20 protein-coding genes are annotated in these 23,333 nt (G+C 72.0%); 6 read left to right on the forward strand and 14 right to left on the reverse strand.

All coding sequences use genetic code 11. The annotated features are described in order from the left end of the window. Nucleotides 1–51 precede the first annotated feature (51 nt). The 4 genes from prcB to fdhA form a co-directional block, all read right to left on the reverse strand. Nucleotides 52–996 carry a proteasome subunit beta gene (gene prcB, locus ACL02T_RS13940; protein WP_412831118.1) on the reverse strand — a complete coding sequence of 315 codons (945 nt, stop codon included), beginning with the start codon at nucleotides 994–996 and terminating at the stop codon, nucleotides 52–54. A 117-nt stretch (nucleotides 997–1,113) separates the two neighbouring features. Then, a complete protein-coding gene (locus ACL02T_RS13945) occupies nucleotides 1,114–1,311 on the reverse strand; it encodes a ubiquitin-like protein Pup (RefSeq protein WP_345378688.1) in 198 nt (65 codons plus the stop codon). Between the two features lie 156 nt (nucleotides 1,312–1,467). Continuing rightward, nucleotides 1,468–2,970 carry a depupylase/deamidase Dop gene (dop, locus tag ACL02T_RS13950; protein WP_412831282.1) on the reverse strand — a complete coding sequence of 501 codons (1,503 nt, stop codon included), beginning with the start codon at nucleotides 2,968–2,970 and terminating at the stop codon, nucleotides 1,468–1,470. A 117-nt stretch (nucleotides 2,971–3,087) separates the two neighbouring features. Further along, complete coding sequence (gene fdhA / locus ACL02T_RS13955) at nucleotides 3,088–4,302, reverse strand: formaldehyde dehydrogenase, glutathione-independent (RefSeq protein WP_412831119.1); 1,215 nt, start codon at nucleotides 4,300–4,302, stop codon at nucleotides 3,088–3,090. A gap of 50 nt (nucleotides 4,303–4,352) precedes the next feature. Here fdhA and ACL02T_RS13960 point away from each other — a divergent pair, with 50 nt between their 5' ends. Beyond that, nucleotides 4,353–4,907, forward strand: a complete 555-nt coding sequence (locus ACL02T_RS13960; RefSeq protein WP_412831120.1) for an NUDIX domain-containing protein — start codon at nucleotides 4,353–4,355, stop codon at nucleotides 4,905–4,907. 73 nt (nucleotides 4,908–4,980) lie between these two features. On the opposite strand, the gene lpdA is transcribed toward ACL02T_RS13960, so the two are convergent. Next, nucleotides 4,981–6,384, reverse strand: coding sequence for a dihydrolipoyl dehydrogenase (gene lpdA, locus ACL02T_RS13965; protein WP_412831121.1), 1,404 nt, complete (start codon nucleotides 6,382–6,384; stop codon nucleotides 4,981–4,983). A 90-nt stretch (nucleotides 6,385–6,474) separates the two neighbouring features. Beyond that, nucleotides 6,475–7,011: a MarR family winged helix-turn-helix transcriptional regulator gene (locus tag ACL02T_RS13970; protein WP_412831122.1), complete on the reverse strand. Its 537-nt coding sequence runs from the start codon at nucleotides 7,009–7,011 to the stop codon at nucleotides 6,475–6,477. Nucleotides 7,012–7,101: 90 nt separating this feature from the next. On the opposite strand from ACL02T_RS13970, the gene ACL02T_RS13975 reads away from it, so the two are divergent. Then, nucleotides 7,102–7,665 carry a YceI family protein gene (locus tag ACL02T_RS13975; protein ID WP_412831123.1) on the forward strand — a complete coding sequence of 188 codons (564 nt, stop codon included), beginning with the start codon at nucleotides 7,102–7,104 and terminating at the stop codon, nucleotides 7,663–7,665. Nucleotides 7,666–7,885: 220 nt separating this feature from the next. On the opposite strand, the gene arc is transcribed toward ACL02T_RS13975, so the two are convergent. Together arc and ACL02T_RS13985 are read right to left on the reverse strand one after the other, a co-directional pair. Continuing rightward, the gene (arc, locus tag ACL02T_RS13980; protein WP_412831283.1) at nucleotides 7,886–9,643 is read right to left on the reverse strand and encodes a proteasome ATPase; all 1,758 of its coding nucleotides are present in this window, start codon (nucleotides 9,641–9,643) and stop codon (nucleotides 7,886–7,888) included. Between the two features lie 215 nt (nucleotides 9,644–9,858). Next, the gene (locus tag ACL02T_RS13985; protein WP_412831284.1) at nucleotides 9,859–10,734 is read right to left on the reverse strand and encodes a tRNA (adenine-N1)-methyltransferase; all 876 of its coding nucleotides are present in this window, start codon (nucleotides 10,732–10,734) and stop codon (nucleotides 9,859–9,861) included. 363 nt (nucleotides 10,735–11,097) lie between these two features. On the opposite strand from ACL02T_RS13985, the gene ACL02T_RS13990 reads away from it, so the two are divergent. Both ACL02T_RS13990 and ACL02T_RS13995 read left to right on the forward strand, forming a co-directional pair. Further along, on the forward strand, nucleotides 11,098–12,183 hold the full coding sequence (locus ACL02T_RS13990; protein WP_412831124.1) for a RecB family exonuclease: 1,086 nt from the start codon (nucleotides 11,098–11,100) through the stop codon (nucleotides 12,181–12,183). Next, nucleotides 12,180–12,980 carry a thioesterase family protein gene (locus ACL02T_RS13995; RefSeq protein WP_412831125.1) on the forward strand — a complete coding sequence of 267 codons (801 nt, stop codon included), beginning with the start codon at nucleotides 12,180–12,182 and terminating at the stop codon, nucleotides 12,978–12,980. Before ACL02T_RS13990 ends, ACL02T_RS13995 begins: the two co-directional genes overlap by 4 nt. A 63-nt stretch (nucleotides 12,981–13,043) precedes the next feature. Here the strand turns inward: ACL02T_RS13995 and hisG are convergent, their stop codons facing one another. From hisG to metH, 4 genes are all read right to left on the reverse strand, one after another. Next, on the reverse strand, nucleotides 13,044–13,928 hold the full coding sequence (hisG, locus tag ACL02T_RS14000) for an ATP phosphoribosyltransferase (RefSeq protein ID WP_412831285.1): 885 nt from the start codon (nucleotides 13,926–13,928) through the stop codon (nucleotides 13,044–13,046). A 66-nt stretch (nucleotides 13,929–13,994) separates the two neighbouring features. Next, a complete protein-coding gene (locus ACL02T_RS14005) occupies nucleotides 13,995–14,258 on the reverse strand; it encodes a phosphoribosyl-ATP diphosphatase (protein WP_232868606.1) in 264 nt (87 codons plus the stop codon). Between the two features lie 219 nt (nucleotides 14,259–14,477). After that, nucleotides 14,478–15,227, reverse strand: coding sequence for an HAD family hydrolase (locus tag ACL02T_RS14010; RefSeq protein WP_412831126.1), 750 nt, complete (start codon nucleotides 15,225–15,227; stop codon nucleotides 14,478–14,480). Then, nucleotides 15,217–18,777, reverse strand: a complete 3,561-nt coding sequence (metH, locus tag ACL02T_RS14015) for a methionine synthase (RefSeq protein WP_412831127.1) — start codon at nucleotides 18,775–18,777, stop codon at nucleotides 15,217–15,219. The genes ACL02T_RS14010 and metH overlap by 11 nt, the downstream gene beginning before the upstream one ends. Before the next feature lie 76 nt (nucleotides 18,778–18,853). Here metH and ACL02T_RS14020 point away from each other — a divergent pair, with 76 nt between their 5' ends. Both ACL02T_RS14020 and ACL02T_RS14025 read left to right on the forward strand, forming a co-directional pair. Beyond that, nucleotides 18,854–19,750 carry a PAC2 family protein gene (locus ACL02T_RS14020; RefSeq protein ID WP_412831128.1) on the forward strand — a complete coding sequence of 299 codons (897 nt, stop codon included), beginning with the start codon at nucleotides 18,854–18,856 and terminating at the stop codon, nucleotides 19,748–19,750. 310 nt (nucleotides 19,751–20,060) lie between these two features. Further along, a complete protein-coding gene (locus ACL02T_RS14025; RefSeq protein ID WP_412831129.1) occupies nucleotides 20,061–21,749 on the forward strand; it encodes an APC family permease in 1,689 nt (562 codons plus the stop codon). 25 nt (nucleotides 21,750–21,774) lie between these two features. On the opposite strand, the gene mshC is transcribed toward ACL02T_RS14025, so the two are convergent. Together mshC and ACL02T_RS14035 are read right to left on the reverse strand one after the other, a co-directional pair. Then, nucleotides 21,775–23,013 carry a cysteine--1-D-myo-inosityl 2-amino-2-deoxy-alpha-D-glucopyranoside ligase gene (gene mshC / locus ACL02T_RS14030; protein WP_412831130.1) on the reverse strand — a complete coding sequence of 413 codons (1,239 nt, stop codon included), beginning with the start codon at nucleotides 23,011–23,013 and terminating at the stop codon, nucleotides 21,775–21,777. A 63-nt stretch (nucleotides 23,014–23,076) separates the two neighbouring features. Then, nucleotides 23,077–23,244 carry a hypothetical protein gene (locus ACL02T_RS14035; protein ID WP_412831131.1) on the reverse strand — a complete coding sequence of 56 codons (168 nt, stop codon included), beginning with the start codon at nucleotides 23,242–23,244 and terminating at the stop codon, nucleotides 23,077–23,079. Nucleotides 23,245–23,333 lie beyond the last annotated feature (89 nt).

Genomic DNA, 23,333 nt, shown 5'->3' on the forward strand with positions numbered 1-23,333 from the left:
CGGGGGACGCTCCTGAATCTCATCGTGCTGGCCGGGTGCGAGCGGGGGCGCTCAGCCGCCCGGGTTCTCCGCCCGGTCCGCCACGATCCGCTCGACGATGCCGGCCACCTCCTCCTCCGAGCGCCGCACGGCGCCCTCGGGACCGGTGATGCTGACGACGACCGGGTAGATCTTGCGGACCAGGTCCGGCCCGCCGGTCGCGGTGTCGTCGTCCGCGGCGTCGTACAGCGCCTCGAGCGCGTTGCGCAGGGTGGTCTGCAGGTCCGCCGACGTGCGGTGCAGCTTCTTCATCGAGGCCTTCGCGAAGACCGACCCCGAGCCGACGGCGTGGTAGCCCAGCCACTCGTCGTAACGCCCGCCGGTGGGGTCGTAGGTGACGATGCGGCCCGCCTTCGCCGGGTCTGGCTCCTCGGTGTCGTAACCCGCGAACAACGGCACCACCACGAAGCCCTGCAGGGCCGCACCGAGGTTGCCGCGGATCATCCCCGCCAGCCGGTTGGCCTTGCCGTCCAGCGACATGGCCACGCCCTCGATCTTCTCGTAGTGCTCGAGCTCGACCGTGTACAGCCGGATCATCTCGATCGCGATGCCGGCCGAGCCGGCGATGCCGACCGCCGAGTACGAGTCCGTGATGAAGATCTTCTCGATGTCCCGCTGGGCGATGACGTTGCCGGCCGTCGCCCGCCGGTCACCGGCGATGACGACGCCCTCGGCGCACTGCAGGGCGACGATCGTGGTGCCGTGCGGCACACCGAGCGCGTCGGGGGTGGCGGGCCGGGTCTGCGGGTCGCGCGGCGCGTCGAACATCCGACCGGGCAGCAGGTGCGGCTGGGTGGCGGCGACGTAGTTGGCGAACGACGTCTCGCCCAGGGCCGCGAAGGCGGCGTGGTGGCCGACCCCGGGGTGCGGGTCCCGGCCGCCGGCCGCGGGCTCGGGGGAACCGGGGAAGGGGCGGCCGATCGCAGCGGGCCCGGGGATGCCCTCGCGGAACTCCATGGTCAGGGGTGTGCCTCTCTCGCAAGTCGGGTCGGGGTGTCGCTCACGGATGGGGCCGGGTAGACCGACGGCGGGTCGGGCCCGTCCGGGCCCGACCCGCCTGTGCCGAGGGTGCGGCTACTCGCCGCCCTTCTGCACGTAGGCGCGGACGAAGTCCTCGGCGTTCTCCTCGAGGACGTCGTCGATCTCGTCGAGGATCGTGTCGACGTCCTCGCCCAGCTTCTCGCGGCGCTCCTGGCCGGCGGCCGAGGCGTCGCCGCTCTCGTCGTCGTCGCCGCCGCCACCGCCCTGACGCTTCGTCTGCTCCTGGGACATGACGTCTCCTCCTCGCGTCCGATCCCGGGCGACCCGTCACCGTCGTGGCAGGCAGACCCCGGGGTCCGATGCGTCCAGCCTACTTGCCGGGACCCGCGGTCGCCCACGGTCGGCGGGTTGCGAACTGATGTCCCGCACCGGTGGCCCGACCGGGACTCACCCGTTGGTCAGGGCCTTGACCAGCTCCTCGGCGGTCCGGGAGCCCTCGATGAGCTCGCCGACGTGCCGGCGGGTGCCGCGCAGCGGCTCCAGCGTCGGGATCCGGACCAGCGACTCGCGGCCCAGGTCGAAGATGACCGAGTCCCACGACGCCGCCGCGACCTCCGCGGGGTAGCGCTCGAGGCAGCGGCCGCGGAAGAAGGCGCGGGTGTCCTCCGGGGGGTTGCGGATCGCGTGCTCGACCTGCTCCTCGGTGACCAGGCGCTTCATCGACCCGCGGGTGACGAGCCGGTTGTACAGGCCCTTCGCCAGCCGGACGTCGGTGTACTGCAGGTCGACCAGGCCGAGGCGGCCGGAGTTCCACTGCAGGTTGTCCCGCTCCCGGTAGCCGTTGAGCAACCGCAGCTTGGCCGTCCAGTCCAACCGGTCCGCGGTGCGCATCGGGTCCTCGGACAGGTCCTCGAGGGCCTCGCCCCAGAGCTGCAGCACCTCGGCGGTGTCCGGGTCGATGTCCGCACCCTGGGCGTTCTCGACGTGCTTCACGGCCTTCTCGTGGTAGGCCCACTGCAGCTCGACGGCGGTGAGCCGGCGACCGTCGGTCAGCTCCACCTGCTGCTGCAGCGACGGGTCGTGGCTGATCTGGTGCACGGCGCGCACCGGCTCGGCCAGTCGCAGCTCGTCGAACCGCACGCCGGCCTCGATCATGTCCAGGACGAGGGCGGTGGTGCCGACCTTGAGCAGCGTGGCGTACTCGCTCATGTTGGCGTCGCCGATGATCACGTGCAGCCGGCGGTACTTGTCGGCGTCGGCGTGCGGCTCGTCGCGGGTGTTGATGATGCCGCGCTTGAGCGTGGTCTCGAGCCCGACCTCGACCTCGATGTAGTCGGCGCGCTGAGAGATCTGGTAGCCCTCGGCGTCGCCCTGGGCGCCGATGCCGACCCGGCCCGCGCCGGTGATCACCTGACGGGAGGCGAAGAACGGGGTGAGCCCGCCGACGATCGCCGGGAACGTCGTCTGGCGCGCCATCAGGTAGTTCTCGTGCGAGCCGTAGCTCGCGCCCTTGCCGTCGACGTTGTTCTTGTAGAGCTGGATCCGCGGCGCGCCGGGCACGGTGGCGGCCCGCACCGCGGCCTCCTCCATGATCCGCTCCCCCGCCTTGTCCCAGACGACGACGTCGCGCGGGGTGAGCACCTCGGGCGTGGAGAACTCCGGGTGCGCGTGGTCGACGTACAGCCGGGCGCCGTTGGTGAGGATGACGTTGGCGGCACCCAGGTCGTCGAGCTCCGAGTCGTTGCCCGAGCTGGACAGGGTGGGCGCGGACAGGTCGAAGCCGCGCGCGTCGCGCAGCGGCGACTCCACCTCGTAGTCCCAGCGGGCGCGGCGGTTGCGCGGGATGTCCTGCGCGGCCGCGTACGCCAGCACGATCTGGGTCGAGGTGATGACGGGGTTGGCGGTCGGGTCGCCGGGCACGGAGATTCCGTACTCGACCTCGGTGCCCATGATGCGGCGGACGGTCACGACCGGACCTCGCGGGAGTGCATCCCCAGAGCCTAACCCGCCCGGCGACCGGAACGGCGGTCGCCGGGCGGGGCGGTTCGGCGGTGCGGGACGGGCGGATCAGGCCGCCGGGACCATGCCGTGCGGGTCCAGCACGTACTTGCGCGCCGCACCCCGGTCGAACTCCTGGTACCCGCGCGGGGCGTCCTCGAGCGGGAGGACCGTGGCGTTGACGGCGTCGGCGATGTGCGCCTTGTCGTGCAGGATCGACATCATCAGCTTGCGGTTGTAGCGCAGCACCGGGCACTGGCCGGTGGTGAAGCTGTGGCTCTTCGCCCAGCCCAGGCCCAGCCGTACCTTGAGCGTCCCCTCCTTGGCGTCCGGGTCCGCCGCGCCCGGGTCGCCCGTCACGTACAGGCCCGGGATGCCCAGCTGACCGGCGGCGCGGGTGATGGTCATGATGTCGTTGAGCACCTGCGCGGGCTTCTCCTCGCCGCCACCGTGCCCGGTCGCCTCGAAGCCCACGGCGTCGACGGCGCAGTCCACCTCGTTGGTGTGCAGGATCTGGTCGATCTGCTCCTCCAGGGTGGCGCTCTGCCCGATGTCCACGGTCTCGCAGCCGAACGAGCGCGCCTGCTCGAGGCGTTCCTTGTTGAGGTCGCCGACGATGACCACGGCCGCGCCCAACAGGTGTGCGGAGTAGGCCGCGGCCAGCCCCACCGGGCCTGCTCCTGCCACGTAGACGGTCGAGCCGGTGGTCACGCCGGCGCAGACGGCGCCGTGGTAGCCGGTCGGGAAGATGTCCGAGAGCATCGTCAGGTCCCGGATCTTCGCCAGCGCCTGGTCCCGGTCCGGAAACTTGATCAGGTTGAAGTCGGCGAAGGGGACCATCACGTAGTCCGCCTGGCCGCCCTCCCAGCCGCCCATGTCGACGTAGCCGTAGGCCGAGCCGGCCCGGGCGGGGTTGACGTTGAGGCACACGCCCGTGTGCCCCTCGCGGCAGTTGCGACAGCGCCCGCACGCGATGTTGAACGGCACGGTGACGATGTCGCCGACGTCGAGGAACTGGACGTCGGACCCCTTCTCGATGATCTCCCCGGTGATCTCGTGGCCGAGGGTCTGTCCCGCCGGCGCGGTCGTGCGGCCCCGGACCATGTGCTGGTCGGACCCGCAGATGTTGGTCGAGACGCATCGGAGGATGACCGCGTGCGGCGCCTCGCGGCTCATTCCCATGGCCTGTGCGACGTCGGCCGGGACCTCGAGCTTCGGCATGTCGTGGTCCTCGACCTCGACCCGGCCGGGCTCCTTGTAGACGACGATCCTGTTTCCACCCATGGCCCCTCCCTACTCTGCTGTGGTCAAGGTCACAACCGGACCATGGACCCGTGGATGCCGGAACAGAGCTGATCGCCGTGTTCGACGAGGCCGGGACGGTCGTCGGCGCGGCGCCGCGGGCCGAGGTCTACGCCCGCTCGCTGTGGCACGCCAGCGCGGGGGTGATCCTGCGCAGCACGGACGGCCGGCGGGTCTACGTGCACCGCCGGGCGGACGACAAGCTGGTGATGGCCGGGCTGTGGGACTGCGTGGCGGGCGGAGTGGTCGACCCCGGCGAGACACCGCTGGAGACGGCGACCCGAGAGCTGGCCGAGGAGCTCGGCGTCTCCCGGGTGGCCCTGCGGCTGCTGCTGGCGACGGCCTGGGAGTCCGGCCCCGGGCCGGGCGTCGGAGGCACCGCGCTGATCGGCGAAGCCGGGCTGCGCTGCCATCTCTTCGGCTACGAGGCCTTCTCCGACGGCCCGGTCCGCCACCAGCCGTCGGAGGTCGCCGAGGGCCGGTGGATGACGCACGCCGGGCTCGCGGCGCTCCTCGCCGACCCGGCCCGCCCCTTCGCGCCCGACAGCCGGGTCCTGGCGGAACACTTCCTCGCCACCCACCCCTGAGATGCACGAACGGCACTCTCGTGCGGTAGGTCCGCACACGAGTGCCGTTCGTGCGAGCGGGCGAGGGCGGGCGTCAGAAGTTGATCATGTGGCCGGCCAGGCCGTGGATCGCCTCCTGCAGCGCCTCCGACAGGGTCGGGTGGGCGTGCACGTTGCGGGCCAGCTCGGTGGCGGTGAGGTCCCACTTCTGCGCCAGCGTGAGCTCGGGCAGCAGCTCGGTGACCTCCGGGCCGATCAGGTGGCCGCCGAGCAGCTCGCCGTAGGTCTCGTCCGCGATGAGCTTGACGAACCCGCCGGCGTCGGCCAGGCCCTGCGCCTTGCCGTTGGCGGTGAACGGGAACTGCGCGACCGTGACCTTCCAACCGCGCTCGTCGGCCATCTCGCGGGCCTGCGCCTCGGTGTAGCCGAAGCTCGCGACCTGCGGCTGGCAGAAGGTGGCCCGCGGCATCATCGCGTAGTCCAGCTCCTGGGTCTCCGCGCCCGCGATCGCCTCGGCCGCGACGACGCCCTGGGCCTCCCCGACGTGCGCGAGCATCAGCTTCGCGGTGACGTCGCCGATGGCGAAGATGTGCGGCACCGACGTGCGCATGTGGTCGTCGATCTTGACGGCGCCGCGCTCGGTCAGCTCCACGCCGGTCTTCTCCAGGCCGTAGCCCTCGACCCGGGGCTGGAAGCCGATCGCCTGGATGACCTTGTCCGCGTTGAGCTCGCGGCTGCCCTTGCCGTCGGAGACCGTGACGGTGACCTGGTCGCCCGAGTCGTCGATCTTCTCGACCTTCGTGCTGGTCAGGACCTCGACGCCGAGCTTCTTGTAGCGCTTGCCGAGTTCCTTGGACACGTCCGCGTCCTCGAGCGGGAGCAGCCGGTCGAGGAACTCGACGATCGTGACCTTCACCCCGTAGTTCGCCATCACGTACGCGAACTCGACGCCGATCGCGCCCGCCCCGGCGATGATCACGCTGCCCGGCAGGTCACGGGTGGTGATCTGCTCCTCGTAGGTCACCACGCGCTCGGACAGCGACGTGCCCGGCAGCAGCTTCGTGACGGCGCCGGTGGCGATGATGCAGTTCTCGAACTCGACGGTCTCGGTGCCCCCGTCCGCCAGCGCGACCTCGATGGTGTTCGGGTCGGTGAAGGTGCCGCGGCCGGTGAACTCGGTGATCTTGTTCTTCTTCATCAGGAAGTGGACGCCCTTGACCCGGCCGTCCGCGACCTGCCGGCTGCGGTCGAAGGCCGCGCCGTAGTCGAAGGTGACGTCCCCGCTGATGCCGAAGGTCTTCTGCTCCTTCGTCACGATGTGCGCGAGCTCGGCGTTGCGCAGCAGCGCCTTCGACGGGATGCAGCCGACGTTCAGACAGACGCCGCCCCAGTACTTCTCCTCGATGACGGCCACGCTCTTGCCGAGCTGTGCAGCGCGGATCGCTGCCACGTAACCACCGGGACCGGCACCGAGTACGACGACGTCGAAGCGAGACATGCCACCAGCCTAGGACGCCGCGGGCGTGCAGGTCGGGCCCGGTCCGCCCGTGCCCGGCCACCGGGCGTCCCGCGGCACACCGCGGACCGGTCAGCCCGCCTCCGGACAGGCCCGCCGGGCCTCCTGCGCCGGCGTCGGGCACCCCTGGTCGTCGCCGGCCGGCCAGACCGGGCGGTCGGTGAGGTGTGCGACCAGCGTCTCGCTCACCTCACGCAGCGCGGCGGCCTGCTGCGGGGTCAGGGCGTCGAACAACAGCGAGCGGACGGTGTCCACGTGCCCCGGCGCGGCCTTCTCCAGCGCGGCCAGGCCGGCGTCGGTCAGCCGGGCCCAGGCGCCCCGGCGGTCGGTCTCACAGGCGGTGCGTTCGACCCAGCCCGCCTCCTCCAGCCGCGCGACGGCATGGGAGAGCCGGCTGCGCGAGGACAGCGACGTGTCGGCGAGCCTGCTCATCCGCAAGGTGCGGTCCGGCGCCTCGGAGAGCCGGACGAGGATCTCGTAGTAGCCGTGCGGCATCCGCGCCTCGTTCTGCAGCTGGCGCTCGACGCGCTCGAACAGCAGGCGCTGGGCCGTCAGGAAGGCCCGCCAGGTGCGCTGCTCCTCGTCGTCGAGCCAGCGGGTGTGCGCCACGTCACTTCTCCTATGGTTGAACACTCAACTCAACAGCACTATGGTCGCTCTCAACACCTGAGAGTTCAACAAATCTTCTGGAGGGTCACGATGACCGCAGCCACCACCCAGATCCCCGGTTACGTCGTGGGCACGTGGGACATCGACCAGGTCCACTCGGACGTCTCCTTCTCCGTGCGCCACATGATGGTCAGCAAGGTCAAGGGTCGCATCGCCCGGTTCGGCGGCACCATCGAGACCGCCGAGCGCTTCGAGGACTCGAAGGCCACCGCGACGCTCGACGCCACGTCCATCGACACCAACAACGAGCAGCGCGACGGGCACATCAGGTCCGCCGACTTCTTCGAGACCGAGAAGTACCCGGAGTGGACCTTCGTCTCCACCGGGATCGAGGCCGACGGCTCGGACTACCAGCTCCACGGCGACCTCACCATCAAGGGCGTCACCAGGCCCGTGTCGCTGCAGCTGGAGATCGGCGGCTTCGGCCCCGACGCCTACGGCGGCACCCGCGCCGGCTTCACCGCCACCACCACCGTCAACCGCAACGACTTCGGCGTCGACATCTCGGTGCCGATGGACGGCGGCGGCGTGGTCGTCGGCGAGAAGGTCCAGTTGACCCTCGAGATCGAGGCCGTGCTGCGCCCCGCCGCCTGATCCAGGCGCACGCAATAGCCGATCATGGCGCCGCAGCGCCCGGGCGGCGGCCCCGATGATCGCCGCTTCGGTGCGGTCGCGGCGGCCGATGTGACCGTCAGTGCACGCAGTCGATGATCACGCGTCGACCAGTTGGCCACCGGCTCAGGGCGTGGGCAGGGCGGTGAACGGCGGAGGCCCCGCCCGGCGGACCGGGCGGGGCCTCCTGCGTCCTGCGTGTCTACAGGTACTGGCCGGTGTTCGACGCGGTGTCGATCGCGCGGCCGGTGGCGTCGTTCTTGCCGGTGACCAGCGTGCGGATGTAGACGATCCGCTCGCCCTTCTTGCCCGAGATGCGGGCCCAGTCGTCCGGGTTGGTGGTGTTGGGCAGGTCCTCGTTCTCGGCGAACTCGTCGACGATCGCGGACAGCAGGTGCGCGACCCGCAGGCCGGGCTGCCCGGTCTCGAGGACCGACTTGATCGCCGACTTCTTGCCCCGGTCGACGATGTTCTGGATCATCGCCCCCGAGTTGAAGTCCTTGAAGTACAGGGTCTCCTTGTCGCCGTTGGCGTAGGTGACCTCGAGGAACCTGTTCTCCTCCGACTCGTCGTACATCCGCTCGACGACGCGCTGGATCATCGCGTCGATGCAGGCCTTGCGGTTGCCGCCGAACTCCGCCAGGTCCTCCTCGTGGACCGGCAGGGTGTCGGTGATGTACTTCGAGAAGATGTCCTGCGCCGCCTCGGCGTCCGGCCGCTCGATCTTGATCTTCACGTCCAGGCGGCCGGGCCGCAGGATCGCGGGGTCGATCATGTCCTCGCGGTTCGACGCGCCGATGACGATGACGTTCTCGAGGCCCTCGACGCCGTCGATCTCGGCCAGCAGCTGCGGCACGATCGTGGTCTCGACGTCCGACGACACGCCGGAGCCACGGGTGCGGAAGATCGAGTCCATCTCGTCGAAGAACACGATCACCGGCGTGCCGGCCGAGGCCTTCTCCCGGGCCCGCTGGAAGATCAGCCGGATGTGCCGCTCGGTCTCGCCGACGAACTTGTTGAGCAGCTCCGGGCCCTTGATGTTGAGGAAGAACGCCCGGCCCTCGTTCGGGTCGTCACCGCGCTGGGCCGCGATCTTCTTGGCCAGCGAGTTGGCGACGGCCTTCGCGATGAGCGTCTTGCCGCAGCCGGGAGGGCCGTAGAGCAGCACGCCCTTGGGCGGGCGCAGCTCGTACTCGGTGAACAGCTCGGCGTGCAGGAACGGGAGCTCGACCGCGTCCCGGATCTGCTCGATCTGCCGGAACAGGCCGCCGATGTCCTCGTAGCCGACGTCCGGGACCTCCTCCAGCACGAGGTCCTCGACCTCGGCCTTCGGGACCCGCTCGTAGGCGTAGCCGGCCTTGGTGTCGACCAGCAGCGAGTCACCCGGCTTGAGCGGCACGAAGTTCGGGTCCGACTCGTCGAACAGCGGGGCCGCGAGCCACACGACCCGCTCCTCGTCCGCGTGCCCGACGACCAGCGCCCGGCCGGCCAGCCCGTCCAGCGGCTCGGCCAGGACCTCGCGCAGGCCGCAGACCTCGCCGATCTTCTCCCAGTCGCCGGCCTCGACGACGGTGAGCGCCTCGTTCAGCCGCACGGACTGCCCGCTGCGCAGGGTGTCGAGCTCCACCGCCGGGGAGACCGCGACGCGCATGCGCCGGCCGGAGGTGAACACGTCGACGGTGTTGTCCTCGTAGGAGGTGAGATAGACGCCGTAGCCGCTCGGGGGCTGGGCGAGGCGGTCGACCTCCTCGCGGAGGGCGACGAGCTGGCTGCGCGCCTCCTTGAGGGTCTCGGTGAGCTTCTCGTTGCGCGCGCTGAGCTGGGAGAGCCTGCTGGCGGACTCGGCGAGCCGCTGCTCGAGCAGACGTGCGTGCCGGGGGGATTCGGTCAGCTTGCGCCGCAGCATCGCGACTTCTTCTTCGAGGTAGCGGATCTGCGCCGCCGCCTCCGCCGGGGACAGGGCCCCGCCGTCGCCTGGCTGGTAGTTGCCGGGACCGTCGTCGTAGGGGTTCACGGCATCCTCCCTCCGTGTTCCGTTTCCATACGGTACCCGTAGACGTCGCCCACGGCGGTGAGGCGATCTGGTGATCCGTCACTCACGCGGACGGCACCTTGACGCCACCGCGCTGTCTGGTTCCCGTAATCGGGCGGATCTAACGGCTGGACCGAATGCTCTCAGCGACCGGTCGGTCTCCGCTGCGGGCGGGGCGGGACGACACCCTCCGCGAGCCGGCGGGCGGTCACCAGGAACGCCGTGTGACCGATCATCCGGTGCTCGGGCCGGACGGCCAGTCCGACCACGTGCCACGGCCTGATCAGCGATTCCCAGGCCTGCGGCTCGGTCCAGCACTGCATCTCGCGGAGCTTCTCGACGAGCGTCGAGAGCTGGGTCGTGGTCGCGACGTAGCCCACGAGGACACCTCCCGGGAGGAGTGCGTCACGCACCGTGTCGAGCTGCTCCCAGGGCGCGAGCATGTCCAGGATCGCGCGGTCGACCGGCTCCGCGCGGCCGTCGTGGGTGGCGAGATCACCGACGCGCAAGGTCCAGGTGGGTGGTGTGTCGCCGAAGAAACGTCGCACATTGCGTTCGGCGTGTTCGGCGTGGTCCGGGCGGATCTCGTAGGAGACCACCGAACCGGTCGGGCCGACGGCCTGGACGAGCGAACAGGTCAGGGCGCCGGAGCCGGCGCCCGCCTCCAGCACCCGCGCGCCGGGGAAGATGTCGCCCCAGACGAGGATCTGCGCCGCGTCCTTCGGGTAGATCACGGCGGCGCCGCGCGGCATGGAGAGGACGTAGTCGGCGAGCAACGGCCGGAGCGCGAGGTAGGGCGTGTTGGCCGCCGAGTGCACGACGGAGCCCTCGGGTCTGCCGATCAGGTCGTCGTGGGCCAGGGCGCCCCGGTGGGTGTGGTAGCTGCCGCCCGCCTCCAGGACGACCGTGTACTTGCGACCCTTGGGGTCGGTCAGCTGGACGCGGTCCCCCTCGCGGAAGGGGCCGCCACGCGCGCGGAAGCCGGCGTCCTGGTCACCGGTGTCGGCGCCGAGCGCGATCCCCGGGTCCACCGGCTCCTCGTGGGGACCCCCGACGCTCCCCCTCCGCGACGGCCGGCCCTCGGCGGCGGCCGGAGCCGGCCCGCCGCCCTCGCCCGTGTGGTCGGCTCCGTGGTCGCTCTCGTCCGCGCTCTCGGTCGCGCTCTCGTCCGGGCTCTCGTCCGCGCTCTCGTCCGCGCTGCGGCCGGCGGTGCCGGGGGCGCTGTGCTCGGCGAGGGCGTCGGCACCGGGATCGGTAACGGCATCGACGCGGAGATCGGAGTCGGGCACGGGGCGCAACGCTACTTCCCCGACTCCGGGCGGCTCCGCCCGGCCGCCCCGTGTCGCCCGGAACTGTCGGTGGGCTCGCCTAGCCTCACGGACGTGAGCGAGCAGGCGGGCAACCCCGCGACCACACCGGTCCGGGAATCCGCGGGTACGGAACCAGGCGGCGAGACGGGGGGCGGGACGGGGGGCGAGGAGCGCCGTCGCCCCGCGCTGTCCCCCTCCCGCGCGGCGGACTTCAAGCAGTGCCCGCTGCTCTACCGCTTCCGCGCCGTGGACCGGCTGCCCGAGGCGCCGAGCCCCGCCGCCCTGCGCGGCACCCTCGTGCACGCCGTGTTGGAGCGGCTGTTCGACCTGCCCGCGGCCGAGCGGGTCCAGGCGCGGGCGAAGGGGCTGGTCGGTGCGGTCTGGGCGGAGATCGCCGCGGAGGCGCCGGAGATCGTGGCCGCCGTGCTCGCGGACCTGCGCCGGGCCGGCGAGGACCCGGACCTGCCCGGGCCGGAGGATCCGCTGCCGGGCTGGCTCGCCTCCGCCGAGTCCCTGCTCGACACCTACTTCGCGCTGGAGGACCCGCGCTCCGTCGAGCCGCAGTCGCGCGAGCTGCTCGTCGAGACGGAGCTGAGCTCGGGGGTCCCGCTGCGCGGCTACCTCGACCGGCTCGACGTCGACGGCGAGGGCGGGCTCCGGATCGTCGACTACAAGACGGGCGCGGCGCCGCGGGAGGCGGCGGAGGCGCGGGCGCTGTTCCAGATGAAGTTCTACGCGCTCGCGCTGCTGGAGCTGCGCGGCGCGGTGCCCGAGCAGCTGCGGCTGGTCTACCTCGGCGCCGGCGGCGAGGAGCTGACCTACCGCCCGGAGGCCGGGGAGCTGCGTCGCTTCCAGCGGATCCTGGAGGCGATCTGGGCCGCCATCCGGGAGGCGGACCGCACCGGTGATTTCCGGCCCCGCCGCGGCCCGGGGTGCGGGTGGTGCGCCCACCGCGGGCTGTGCCCCGCCTGGGACGGCAGCCCGCCGCCCTACCCCGGCTGGCCCGAGCTCCGGACCGCCCACGAGGGGGCGACGGCGAAGCCACGTCCGGGTGGCGCCGTGGCCGGGGCGGCCGGGGTCGGGAGCAGGGCCGAAGCGGGCGCAGCCGGCCCCGCACACGGGGACGCACACGGGCACGGGGCATCATCGGCCGCGTGAGCGAGGAGCCCTTCTACCGCATCGTCGACGAGAGCGCGGGCCGCTACCACGCGACGACGTCCACCGCCGGACCGTGGTTCGCCGACGCCCAGCACCTCGGTCCGCCGTCGGCGCTGCTCGTGCGCGCCTTCGAGCGGTGCGCGCCCAGCAGGCCCGACGCTCCCCCGCTGCAGCTCGCCCGCTACACCATCGAGATCCTCGGCGTGGTGCCCGTCGGCGACCTTGAGGTGCGCACCTGGATCGAGCGCCCGGGCCGGACGATCGAGATGCTGGCCGCGGAGATGACCGCGGGCGGGCGCACGGTGCTGCGGGCCCGCGCCTGGCGGCTCGCGATCGACGACACGTCGGACGCGGCCGTCGGCGCGGCCGCCACGTTGCCCGGGCCGGAGGCGGCCCGGCCGCAGGGCGAGCGACCGCACGGCTGGCTGCCCGGTTACCTCGACGCCGTCGAGTGGCGCTGGCTGGACGGGCAGTGGGACGACCTCGGGCCCGGCCGCGCCTGGGGCCGGTTGCGGGTGCCGGTGGTCGAGGGCGAGGAGGCCACGCCGCTGCAGGGGCTCGCGGCGATCGCCGACTCGGCGAACGGCGTGGCCGCGACGCTGCGGATGCAGGACTGGCTGTTCGTGAACACCGAGCTCAGCGTGCACCTGCACCGCCCGCCGACGGGTCCGTGGACGGGCGTCGACGCCGCCACCGTGATCGGGCCGACCGGCACCGGCACGGTGACGGCGAAGCTCTTCGACGTCACGGGGCACGCCGCCCACATCACCCAGGAACTGACCGTCCGGCGCCGCTGAGCCGCGGGCGGGCCCCGGGAACGGCGACGGGCGCCGCCGGGACCGCAGTGCCGGATCCGCGTTTCAGTACTGGCTGCCGTCGACCGCGCGGCAGGACCGGATCTCCGAGGTCAGGATGGCCTTGGCGCCGAGCGCGGCGAGCTCGTCCATGACCCGGTTCGACGCCTGCTTGCGGACCATGGACCGCACGGCCACCCAGTCCGGGTCGGCCAGCGGGGCGATGGTCGGCGCCTGCAGGCCCGGGGTGATCTCCTTGGCCGCGTCGAGCTTCGTCTTGGGGCAGTCGTAGTCGAGCATCAGGTACTGCCGGGCGTAGACGACGCCGCGGATCCGCTCGGTGAAGACGCGCTTGAGCGCCTTGATCTCCTCGGGCTCGACGCGGTCCATCCGCGGCTCCCGCTCGATCAGCATGGCCTCGGACTCGGCGATCGGGTCGCCGATGACCTTGAGCCCGTGCTGGCGCAGGGTGCGGCCCGAGGACACCACGTCGGCGATCGCGTCGGCCAGGCCGAGCTGCACGGAGATCTCCACCGCGCCGTCGAGCTTGATGATGGTGGCGCCGATCCGCTTGCCGGACAGGTGCGACCGGACCAGCCGCGGGTACGACGTGGCGATCGTGCGCCCGTCGAGGTCCTCGATCTTCCAGTCCTTGTCCTCGGGCGCGGCGAACCGGAACTTCGAGGCGCCGAAGCCCAGCTTGAGGACCTGCTGGACCTGGCTGCCGGACTCCTCCATGAGGTCGTGCCCCGTGATGCCGAGGTGCAGGTCGCCGGAGCCGACGTAGGTCGCGATGTCCTTCGGCCGCAGGTAGAAGAACTCGATGCCGTTCTCCTCGTCGACCATGGAGAGGTCGCGCGAGTCGGAGCGCTGCCGGTAGCCCGCCTCGCGCAGCATCGTCGCGGCGGGCTCGGCGAGCGTGCCCTTGTTGGGGAGTGCGACGCGGAGCATGGATGTGGCTTCCTTCGGGTGGGTGCGGCGGGCGCCGGACGGCGTGGGGGCGGTCACGGTCGGCTCCTACAGGTACTTGTAGACGTCCTGGAGACCCAGTCCGCGCCCGAGCATGATCACCTGGGCGCGGTAGAGCAGCTGGGAGATCTCCTCGGCCAGCGCGGCGTCGTCCTCGTGCTCGGCGGCGATCCAGACCTCGCCCGCCTCCTCGAGGAGCTTCTTGCCCTGCGCATGGACGCCGGCGTCGAGCGCCTCGACGGTGGCCGACCCGGCGGGCCGGGTGGCGGCCTTCTCGCGGAGCTCCTCGAAGAGCTCGTCGAATGTCTTCACGTCCCTGCCGATCCCTCTCCAGCCGTCTCGATCGCACCCAGTGTCGGGTGCCTTCCGCGCCGTCACGAACCGGCGGGGCCCCGGTGAGACCGCCGGACCGCACGATGCGCCGGGCGGTGACGCCGCGGGAGCGATCACCCGGACGGAGGCGCCATTCGTCGCGCGTCCGACACGCCCGACGGTACCCCGCCGACCAGCACACCTGCCCGGCCGGCCGGGTCAGGCGGCCCGCCGCTCCCGGACCTCCCGGTGCGCGGCGGCCAGGTCCGCCGCGGTGAGCCCCTCCAGCGTCGGGCGTACGACCCGGCCGTGCCCGGGCGGGATCGGCACCTCGCACGGCACGGCGAGCACGGCCGCGCCGGAGGCCTCCGCGGCCGCGATCCCGGTCGGCGAGTCCTCCACGGCCACGCAATGGTGCGTGACCAGCCCCAGCAGCTCCGCCGCGCGCAGGTACGGGTCCGGCGCGGGTTTACCGCGGGGCACCTCGTCGCCGCAGACCGTGACGTCGAAGTGCTCCACCCCGATCCCGACCAGCGCCTTGTCGGTGAGATACCGGCCGGTGTTGGTGACCAGCGCCGTCGCGAGGCCGGCCGCGCGGACGGTGCGCAACGCGGTGAGCGCCCCGGGCCGCCACGGCAGGCCGCCCGCGAACATCTCCGCCGTCCGCTCGACGAGCCGGCGCGCCGCCTGCTCCGCCAGCTCCGGCGTCTGCACCACCCCCGCCTCGCGGAACACGATCGCGAGGCTGCTGCGCAGGCTCCCACCGAGCGTCTCCCGCCGGGCCTCCGGCGAGAGGTCCGTGCCGCCCAGCCAGCGCAGCACCTCCACCAGCGAGCGGTCCCACACCTTCTCGGAGTCGATCAGGGTCCCGTCCATGTCGAAGAGGACCGCACGAACGGCACTGTCGTGCGGTAGGTCCGCACGAGAGTGCCGTTCGTGCAGGTTCGCGGGCCGGGGCTCAGCCGGCATTGAAGTACTTCGCCTCGGGGTGGTGCGCGATCAACGCGTCGGTCGACTGCTCGGGGTGCAGCTGCAACTCCTCGGACAGTTCCACGCCGATCCGGCCCGGCTCCAGCAGCCCGACGATCTTCCCCCGGTCCTCCAGGTTCGGGCAGGCACCGTAGCCCAGCGAGTACCGGGCGCCGCGGTAGCCCAGCGAGAAGAACTCGGTGACGTCCGCCGGGTCCTCCGCGGCGACCGTGCGGCCCCCCGACCAGGTGAGCTCCTCGCGGATCCGCTTGTGCCAGTACTCGGCCAGTGCCTCGGTGAGCTGCACACCCAGCCCGTGGACCTCCAGGTAGTCCCGGTAGGCGTCCCGGGCGAACAGCTCGTTGGCGTAGTCCGCGATCGGCGTGCCCATGGTGACCAGGTGCAGCGGGAGGACGTCGATCTCGCCGTTCGCCAGCGCCACCTCCCGTGGCCGCCAGAAGTCCGCCAGGCACAGGTGCCGGTCCCGACGCTGGCGGGGGAAGGTGAACCGGTACCGCTCGGGGCTGTCCGCACGCGGCTCGGTGAGCACGAGCAGCGAGTCCTTCTCCGCGACGGCCGGGAAGTAGCCGTAGACCAGCGAGGCGTGGGCCAGCACGCCCTCGGCGGTCAGCCGCTCCAGCCAGTACCGCAGCCGCGGCCGGCCCTCGGTCTCCACGAGCTCCTCGTACGACGGGCCCGACCCGCCCTTGGCCCCGCGCAGGCCCCACTGGCCCAGGAACAGCGCGCGCTCGTCGATCATGCCGCTGTACTCGGCCAGCGCGACGCCCTTGACCACCCGGGTGCCCCAGAACGGCGGCGTGGGCACCGGGTTGTCCAGCGCCACGTCGGACCGCTCGGGCAGCGGGCCCGCGGCCTCGGCCTCGGCGGCGCGGCGCTTCGCGGCGATCCGCTTCGACCGCTCGTGCCGCTCCTTGCGCTCGGCCGCCTTCCGCTCCTCCTCCGGGTCGACGGCCGGGGCCAGCCCCCGCTTGCGGGCCATGGTGGCGTCCATCAGCCGCAGGCCCTCGAACGCGTCCCGGGCGTAGGAGACGCGGCCGGTGTAGACCTCGGACAGGTCGTTCTCGACGTAGGACCGCGTGAGCGCCGCCCCGCCGAGCAGCACGGGCAGGGTGTTCCCGCGGGAGTTCATCTCCTGCAGGTTCTCCTTCATGATCACCGTGGACTTGACCAGCAGCCCGCTCATGCCGACGGCGTCGGCGCGGTGCTCGTCGGCGGCCTGCAGGATGGTGGCGATGGGCTGCTTGATGCCCAGGTTGACCACCGTGTAGCCGTTGTTGCTCAGGATGATGTCGACGAGGTTCTTGCCGATGTCGTGGACGTCGCCCTTGACCGTGGCCAACACGATCGTGCCCTTGCCCTCGTCGTCCGTCTTCTCCATGTGCGGCTCGAGGTGGGCCACCGCGGTCTTCATGACCTCGGCGGAGGCGAGCACGAACGGCAGCTGCATCTGCCCGGAGCCGAACAGCTCGCCGACGGTCTTCATGCCGGCCAGCAGCGTGTCGTTGACGATCTCCAGCGGCGGCCGGGTCCGCATCGCCTCGTCGAGGTCGGCCTCCAGCCCGTTGCGCTCGCCGTCGACGATGCGCCGCTCGAGCCGCTCGAACAGCGGCAGCGCGGCCAGCTCCTCGGCCCGCCCCGCCCTGGCCGACGAGGCGGTCACGCCCTCGAACAGCTCCATGAAGCGGTTGAGCGGGTCGTAGCCTTCGCGGCGGCGGTCGTAGACCAGGTCGAGCGCGACCGAACGCTGCTCGTCCGGGATCTTCGACATCGGCAGGATCTTGGCGGCGGAGACGATCGCCGTGTCCAGCCCGGCGTTGACGGTCTCGTTGAGGAAGACCGAGTTGAGGACCTGCCGGGCGGCGGCGTTGAGCCCGAACGACACGTTCGACACGCCGAGGGTGGTCTGGACGTCCGGGAAGCGGCGCTTGATCTCCCCGATCGCCTCGATCGTCTCGAGGGCGTCCCGGCGGACCTCCTCCTGCCCGGTGGTGATCGGGAAGGTCAGCGTGTCCACGACGATGTCGGACACGCGCATGCCGTGGTTCGTGGTGAGGTCGGTGATGAGCCGGTCGGCCACCCGGACCTTCCAGTCCCGGGTCCGGGCCTGGCCCTCCTCGTCGATGCACAGCGCGACCACCGCGCAGCCGTGCTCGCGGACCAGCTCCATCGTCCTCTGGAAACGCGAGCCGGGCCCGTCGCCGTCCTCGTAGTTCACCGAGTTGACGATCGAGCGACCGCCGAGCAGCTCCAGCCCCGCACGCAGGACCTCGGGCTCGGTCGAGTCGAGCATCACCGGCAGGGTGGACGCCGTGGCCAGCCGGGACGCCAGCTCGGTCATGTCCGCGACGCCGTCCCGCCCGACGTAGTCGACGCAGAGGTCGATCATGTGGGCGCCCTCGCGGGTCTGCTCGCGGGCGATCGCGACGCAGTCCTCCCAGCGCTCCGCGAGCATGGCCTCGCGGAACTTCTTGGACCCGTTGGCGTTGGTCCGCTCCCCCACCATCAGCACGGAGGTGTCCTGGCGGAACGGCACCGGGGCGTAGAGCGACGACACGCCCGGCTCGGGGCGCGGCCGCCGGGCGGCCGGGGTGACCTGCGCGACGGCGTCGGCGACGGCCCGCACGTGCGCGGGCGTGGTGCCGCAGCAGCCGCCGACGAGCCGCAGCCCGTAGTCGCGGACGAAGGTGGACAGCGCCTCGGCCAGCTCCTCGGCCGAGAGCGGGTACTCGGCGCCGTTCGGACCGAGGACCGGCAGCCCGGCGTTGGGCATCACCGACAGCGGGACGCGGGCCTGCTTGGACAGGGTGCGCAGGTGCTCGCTCATCTCGGCCGGGCCGGTGGCGCAGTTGAGCCCGATCAGGTCGATGCCCAGCGGCTCGAGCGCGGTGAGCGCGGCGCCGATCTCCGAGCCCAGCAGCATGGTGCCGGTGGTCTCGACGGTGACGCTGGTGACGATCGGGATGCGCCGGCCCTCGACCGCCATGGCGCGCTGCACGCCGTGCACGGCCGCCTTGACCTGCAGCAGGTCCTGGCAGGTCTCGATCAGGAACGCGTCCGCGCCGCCGGCCAGCAGGCCCCGGCCGGTCTCGGTGTAGGCGTCGCGCAGCCGCGCGAACGACTCGTGGCCCAGCGTCGGGAGCTTCGTGCCGGGGCCGATCGAGCCCAGCACGTAGCGTTCGCCGCCCACCTCGTCCGCGGCCTCCCGGGCCAGTCGGGCGCCCCGCTCCGACAGCTCGCGGATCCGGTCCGCGATGTCGTAGTCCGCCAGGTTCGGCAGGTTGGCGCCGAAGGTGTTCGTCTCGACGGCGTCGGCCCCGGCCTCGAAGTAGGCCCGGTGGATGCCCCGCACGACGTCCGGGCGGGTGGCGTTGAGGATCTCGTTGCAGCCCTCGAGCCCCGCGAAGTCGTCGAGGCTGAGGTCCACCCCCTGGAGCATGGTGCCCATGGCACCGTCGGCGATCACCACGCGCTGGTCCAGCGTCCCCAGGAGCGTGGTGTCGAAGCTGTGATCTGACGCGGCTGCGTTCACGGCTGACACCCCCTCAGGCTACCGGCGTCGCCGACCGGGACCCTCGTGTTACCCGCGCGCGCCGTAGGGTGGACGGATGAACGAGCGAGAGCAGCGGGCGGGGGTGCCCTCCGATCTCCCGGACCTGGTCGACCCGATCATGATCACGGCGTTCGAGGGTTGGAACGACGCCGGCGAGGCCGCCAGCTCCGCGTTGGAGCACCTCGAGCTGAGCTGGGACGCCGAGCCGCTCGGCTCCATCGACCCGGAGGACTACTACGACTTCCAGGTCACGCGCCCGCTCGTCCGGCTGGCCGGCGGGGTCACCCGGCGGATCGAGTGGCAGACCACCCGGCTCTCCTCGGCCAAGCTCCCGGGCTCGGGCCGGCACGTCGTCCTGGTCAACGGCATCGAGCCGAACCTGCGCTGGCGCTCGTTCTGCGCCGAGCTGCTCGAGTACGTCGAGCGGCTGGGGGTGACGAAGGTCATCAACCTCGGCGCCATGCTGACCGACGTCCCGCACACCCGGCCCACGCCGGTCCGCGGCACCGGCTACGACACCGCCTCGGCGAAGAAGATGGGCGTCGAGCCGTCGACGTACCAGGGGCCGACCGGCATCGTCGGGGTGTTCCACAGCCTCTGCATCGAGGCCGGCGTCCCCGCGCTGTCGTACTGGGCCGAGGTCCCGCACTACGTCTCGCAGGCCCGGGTGCCCAAGGCGGCCATCGCGCTGCTGCTGCGCGTCGAGGAGGCGCTCGACGTCGAGGTCCCGCTGGGCGGCCTGCCGGACCAGGCCGAGGAGTGGGAGCGCACGGTCAACGAGATGGCCGACGCCGACGACGAGGTGCGCGAGTACGTGCGCCAGCTCGAGCAGCAGGCCACCGAGGACGAGGAGGAGAAGCCGGTGAACCTCGCCGAGGCGAGCGGCGACGAGATCGCGGCGGACTTCGAGCGCTACCTGCGCCGGCGCGGCGGCCCCGGCGGCGGGAGCTGACGCGGTCCGTCCAGTTCGTCGGCGCGGCGGCCACTTCGCGGCCCTCCGTCCGTCCACCACGCCGACCCGGCGGCGCCCTCCCCCGTTCCCGCGGCCCTGCTGGCCGCGGGGAGGCCTTTCCTGCTCCCGCGCGGACGCCGATCCTCCCTCCGGCGAACGGAGCAGGCCGGATCCGGGTACCGGGAACGATCGCCACGAACCGGACCGGCAGGGTCACGTTTGCATGACGAAATGGATGGCTCGTCACGGGGCCGGGTAGATGCGGCGCACGGCAGGTACCTCCTGCCGATCGTGAGCCCCCGGAGGCACGATGGCGACCTCGACATCCACCCGGCGTCACGGCGTCGGTGACGACACGGGAATGCGGCGGGACCTCGGCGCCGTCGCGCTGCTGTTCACCGCGATCGGCTCGGTGATCGGCTCGGGCTGGCTGTTCGGGGCACTCAACGCCGCCGAGATCGCCGGTCCGGCCTCGCTGCTGTCGTGGGCGATCGGTGGCGTGATGATCATCCTCATCGGGTTCTGCTACGCCGAGATCGGGGTGATGTTCCCGCACTCGGGCGGGGTCGTCCGCTTCCCGCACTACGCGTTCGGCTCGTTCGCCAGTTTCACCACGGGCTGGATCACCTGGCTGGCGGCGGCCTCGGTCGCCCCGATCGAGGTCGAGGCGGCGCTGCAGTACGCGACCAACTACCTGCCCTGGCTGACCCGGCTGGGCGAGGGCGCGACACCGGTGCTGACCGGCCCGGGCTACGCGGTCGCCGCCGGCATGATGCTGGTGTTCTGCCTGATCAACATCTTCGGCGTGCGGTGGTTCGCCCGGGTCAACACGGCGATCGTGTGGTGGAAGCTCACGATCATCCTGCTGGTCGTCGTGGTCCTGCTGGTCATGGCGTTCGACGGCAGCCACCTCACCGCCGCGGGCGGGTTCGCCCCCTACGGCGGGCACGGCGTGTTCTCGGCCATCGCCACCGGTGGGATCGCGTTCTCCTACTTCGGCTTCCGTCAGGGGGTCGAGCTCGCGGGCGAGACCCGCAACCCGCGCCGCAACATCCCGTTGACGCTCATCGGTTCGGTCGTCATCTGCGGGATCATCTACGTGGCGCTGCAGCTGGCGTTCCTCGGCGCGGTGCCGACCGAGTCGCTGTCGCAGGGCTGGTCGCAGGTCGGCACCAACTTCAGCGGCGACACGAACGTGCTGGCGCAGTTCGGCCCGCTCGCGGCGATCGCGGGCGTGATCGGCGCCGTGTGGCTCGCGGTGCTGCTCTACATCGACGCGGTGGTCTCCCCCGCCGACACCGGGCTGATCTACACCACCGTCACCTCACGCCTGTCCTACGCGATGGCCCGCAACGGCAACGCGCCCACCGCGCTGTCCCGGCTCAACGGCCACGGCGTGCCGTGGATCAGCATCACGCTCGCCTTCGTCGTCGGGTTGATCTTCTTCCTGCCGTTCCCCGGCTGGCAGCAGCTGGTCGGGTTCATCACCTCGGCCACCGTGTTGTCCTTCGGCTCCGGCCCGCTCGTGCTGGTCGCCCTGCGGTCCCAGCTGCCGAACCATCCGCGCCGGTTCAAGCTACGGGGCGGGCCGGTCGTGCCGTTGCTGGCGTTCTGGTCGTCGAACCTGATCGTCTACTGGTCCGGCTGGGACACCAACTGGAAGCTGTTCGTCGCGGTGCTGCTCGGGCTCGTCCTGTACGCGGCGCACGAGCTCGTCGGGCGGGGCTCGACGCCCCCGACCGACTTCCGGCACGGCATCTGGGTGCTGCCGTGGCTCGCGGGGCTGTGCCTGATCAGCTGGCTCGGGTCGTTCCCCGAGGTCTCCGAGGGCGCGGGCAACCTCGGGGTCATCGACTTCGACCGGGGCGTGCTGTGGACCTTCGTGCTCAGCGTCGTCGTCATGTGGCTGGCCCATCGGTCCAGGCTGCCGGACGACCGGGTCGCCCACCTGGTCGAGCACCTGGAGCAGGAGGACCCGGCCGCGGCCACCGGCGCGTGAGCCGCCTCCGGCGACCCAGGGTTCGCTAGAGCCCGATGCCGAGGAGGGCGTCGATCGCGGTGCGGGCCAGGGCGGGGGCGGCGGGGTCGGTCCCGTTCCGCTGCAGGGCCTCCGCGGCCCAGGCGTCGACGGCGGCCAGGGCACGCGGGGTGTCCAGGTCGTCCGCCAGGTGCTCGCGCAGGCGCGCGACCAGGCCGGACGCGTCGGGACCGGCGTCGAGCGACACGGCCTCGCGCCAGCGGGCCAGCCGCTGCTCGGCGGCCGCGAGCAGGTCCTCGGTCCACGCCCGGTCCTTCCGGTAGTGCCCGGAGAACAGCGCGGCGCGGACCGCGTTGGGATCGACGCCGGCGGAGCGCAGCTTCGAGACGAAGACCAGGTTGCCGCGGGACTTCGACATCTTCTCGCCGTCGAGCCCGATCATGCCGGTGTGCACGTAGTGCCGGGCGAACGGGTGCTCGCCGGTGAAGGCCTCGGCGTGCGCGGCCCCGCACTCGTGGTGCGGGAAGATCAGGTCCGAGCCGCCGCCGTTGAGGTCGATCCGGGTGCCGAGCCGGTTGAGGGCGATCGCGGCGCACTCCACGTGCCAGCCCGGGCGGCCGCGCCCCAGGTCGGAGTCCCAGGCCGGCTCACCCGGCCGCTCCATCCGCCACAGCAGCGCGTCGACCGGGTTGCGCTTGCCGGGCCGGTCCGGGTCGCCGCCGCGCTCGCGGGACAGCCGGATCATCGTCTCCTCGTCGTAGGTCGACTCGTAGCCGAAGTGCCCGGTGACCGCGGAGTCGAAGTAGACGTCGGGGTACTCCGGGTCGTCGATCCGGTAGCCCGCGCCGGAGGCGAGCAGCTTGCCGACCAGCTCGGCGATCTCCGGGACGGCCTCGACGGCGCCGATGAAGTGCCGCGGCGGCAGCACCCGCAGGGCCTCCATGTCCTCGCGGAACAGCGCGGTCTCGCGCATGCCGAGGACCACCCAGTCGTCCTGGTCCCGCTCGGCCCGCTCGAGCAGCGGGTCGTCGATGTCGGTGACGTTCTGGACGTAGTGCACCTCGTGCCCGAGGTCCCGCCACAGGCGGTTGACCAGGTCGAACGCCAGGTACGTGGCGGCGTGCCCGAGGTGGGTGGCGTCGTAGGGGGTGATCCCGCAGACGTACATCGTGGCGGTGGCGCCGGGCGCCGTCGGTCGGACCCGGGCGGTCGAGGTGTCGTACAGGCGGAGCGGCGGACCGCTCCCCTCGAGCGCGGGGAGGTCGACGGAGGCCCAGGTCTGCATGCCCTCCACACTAATTGCTTCGCACGGGTGCCCCCGGCGGCCGCCCGGCACGGCGCACTCGGATCACCACCACTGCCGCGGGAGCCGCGCCTCGATGTCCCGGACGTGGTCGCGGGCGCACCGCGGGCACAGCATCGTCTCGCGGCCGTCGGGGTCGCGCTCCAGGCTCCAGGTCGGCCGCGCGGGATCCTCGGACGCGACCGTCGCCCCGCACCGCTCACACGTCCACATGCCGCTCCCTCCCACCGCGAGCCGGCACCTTCCGTCTCCGGAGCAGGCGTTCCCGTTCTCCCCGGATTTCACCTCGGAGCCACGGCGAC

It is taken from the genome of Pseudonocardia oceanicola (genome assembly GCF_047200735.1).
GTDB lineage: Bacteria > Actinomycetota > Actinomycetes > Mycobacteriales > Pseudonocardiaceae > Pseudonocardia.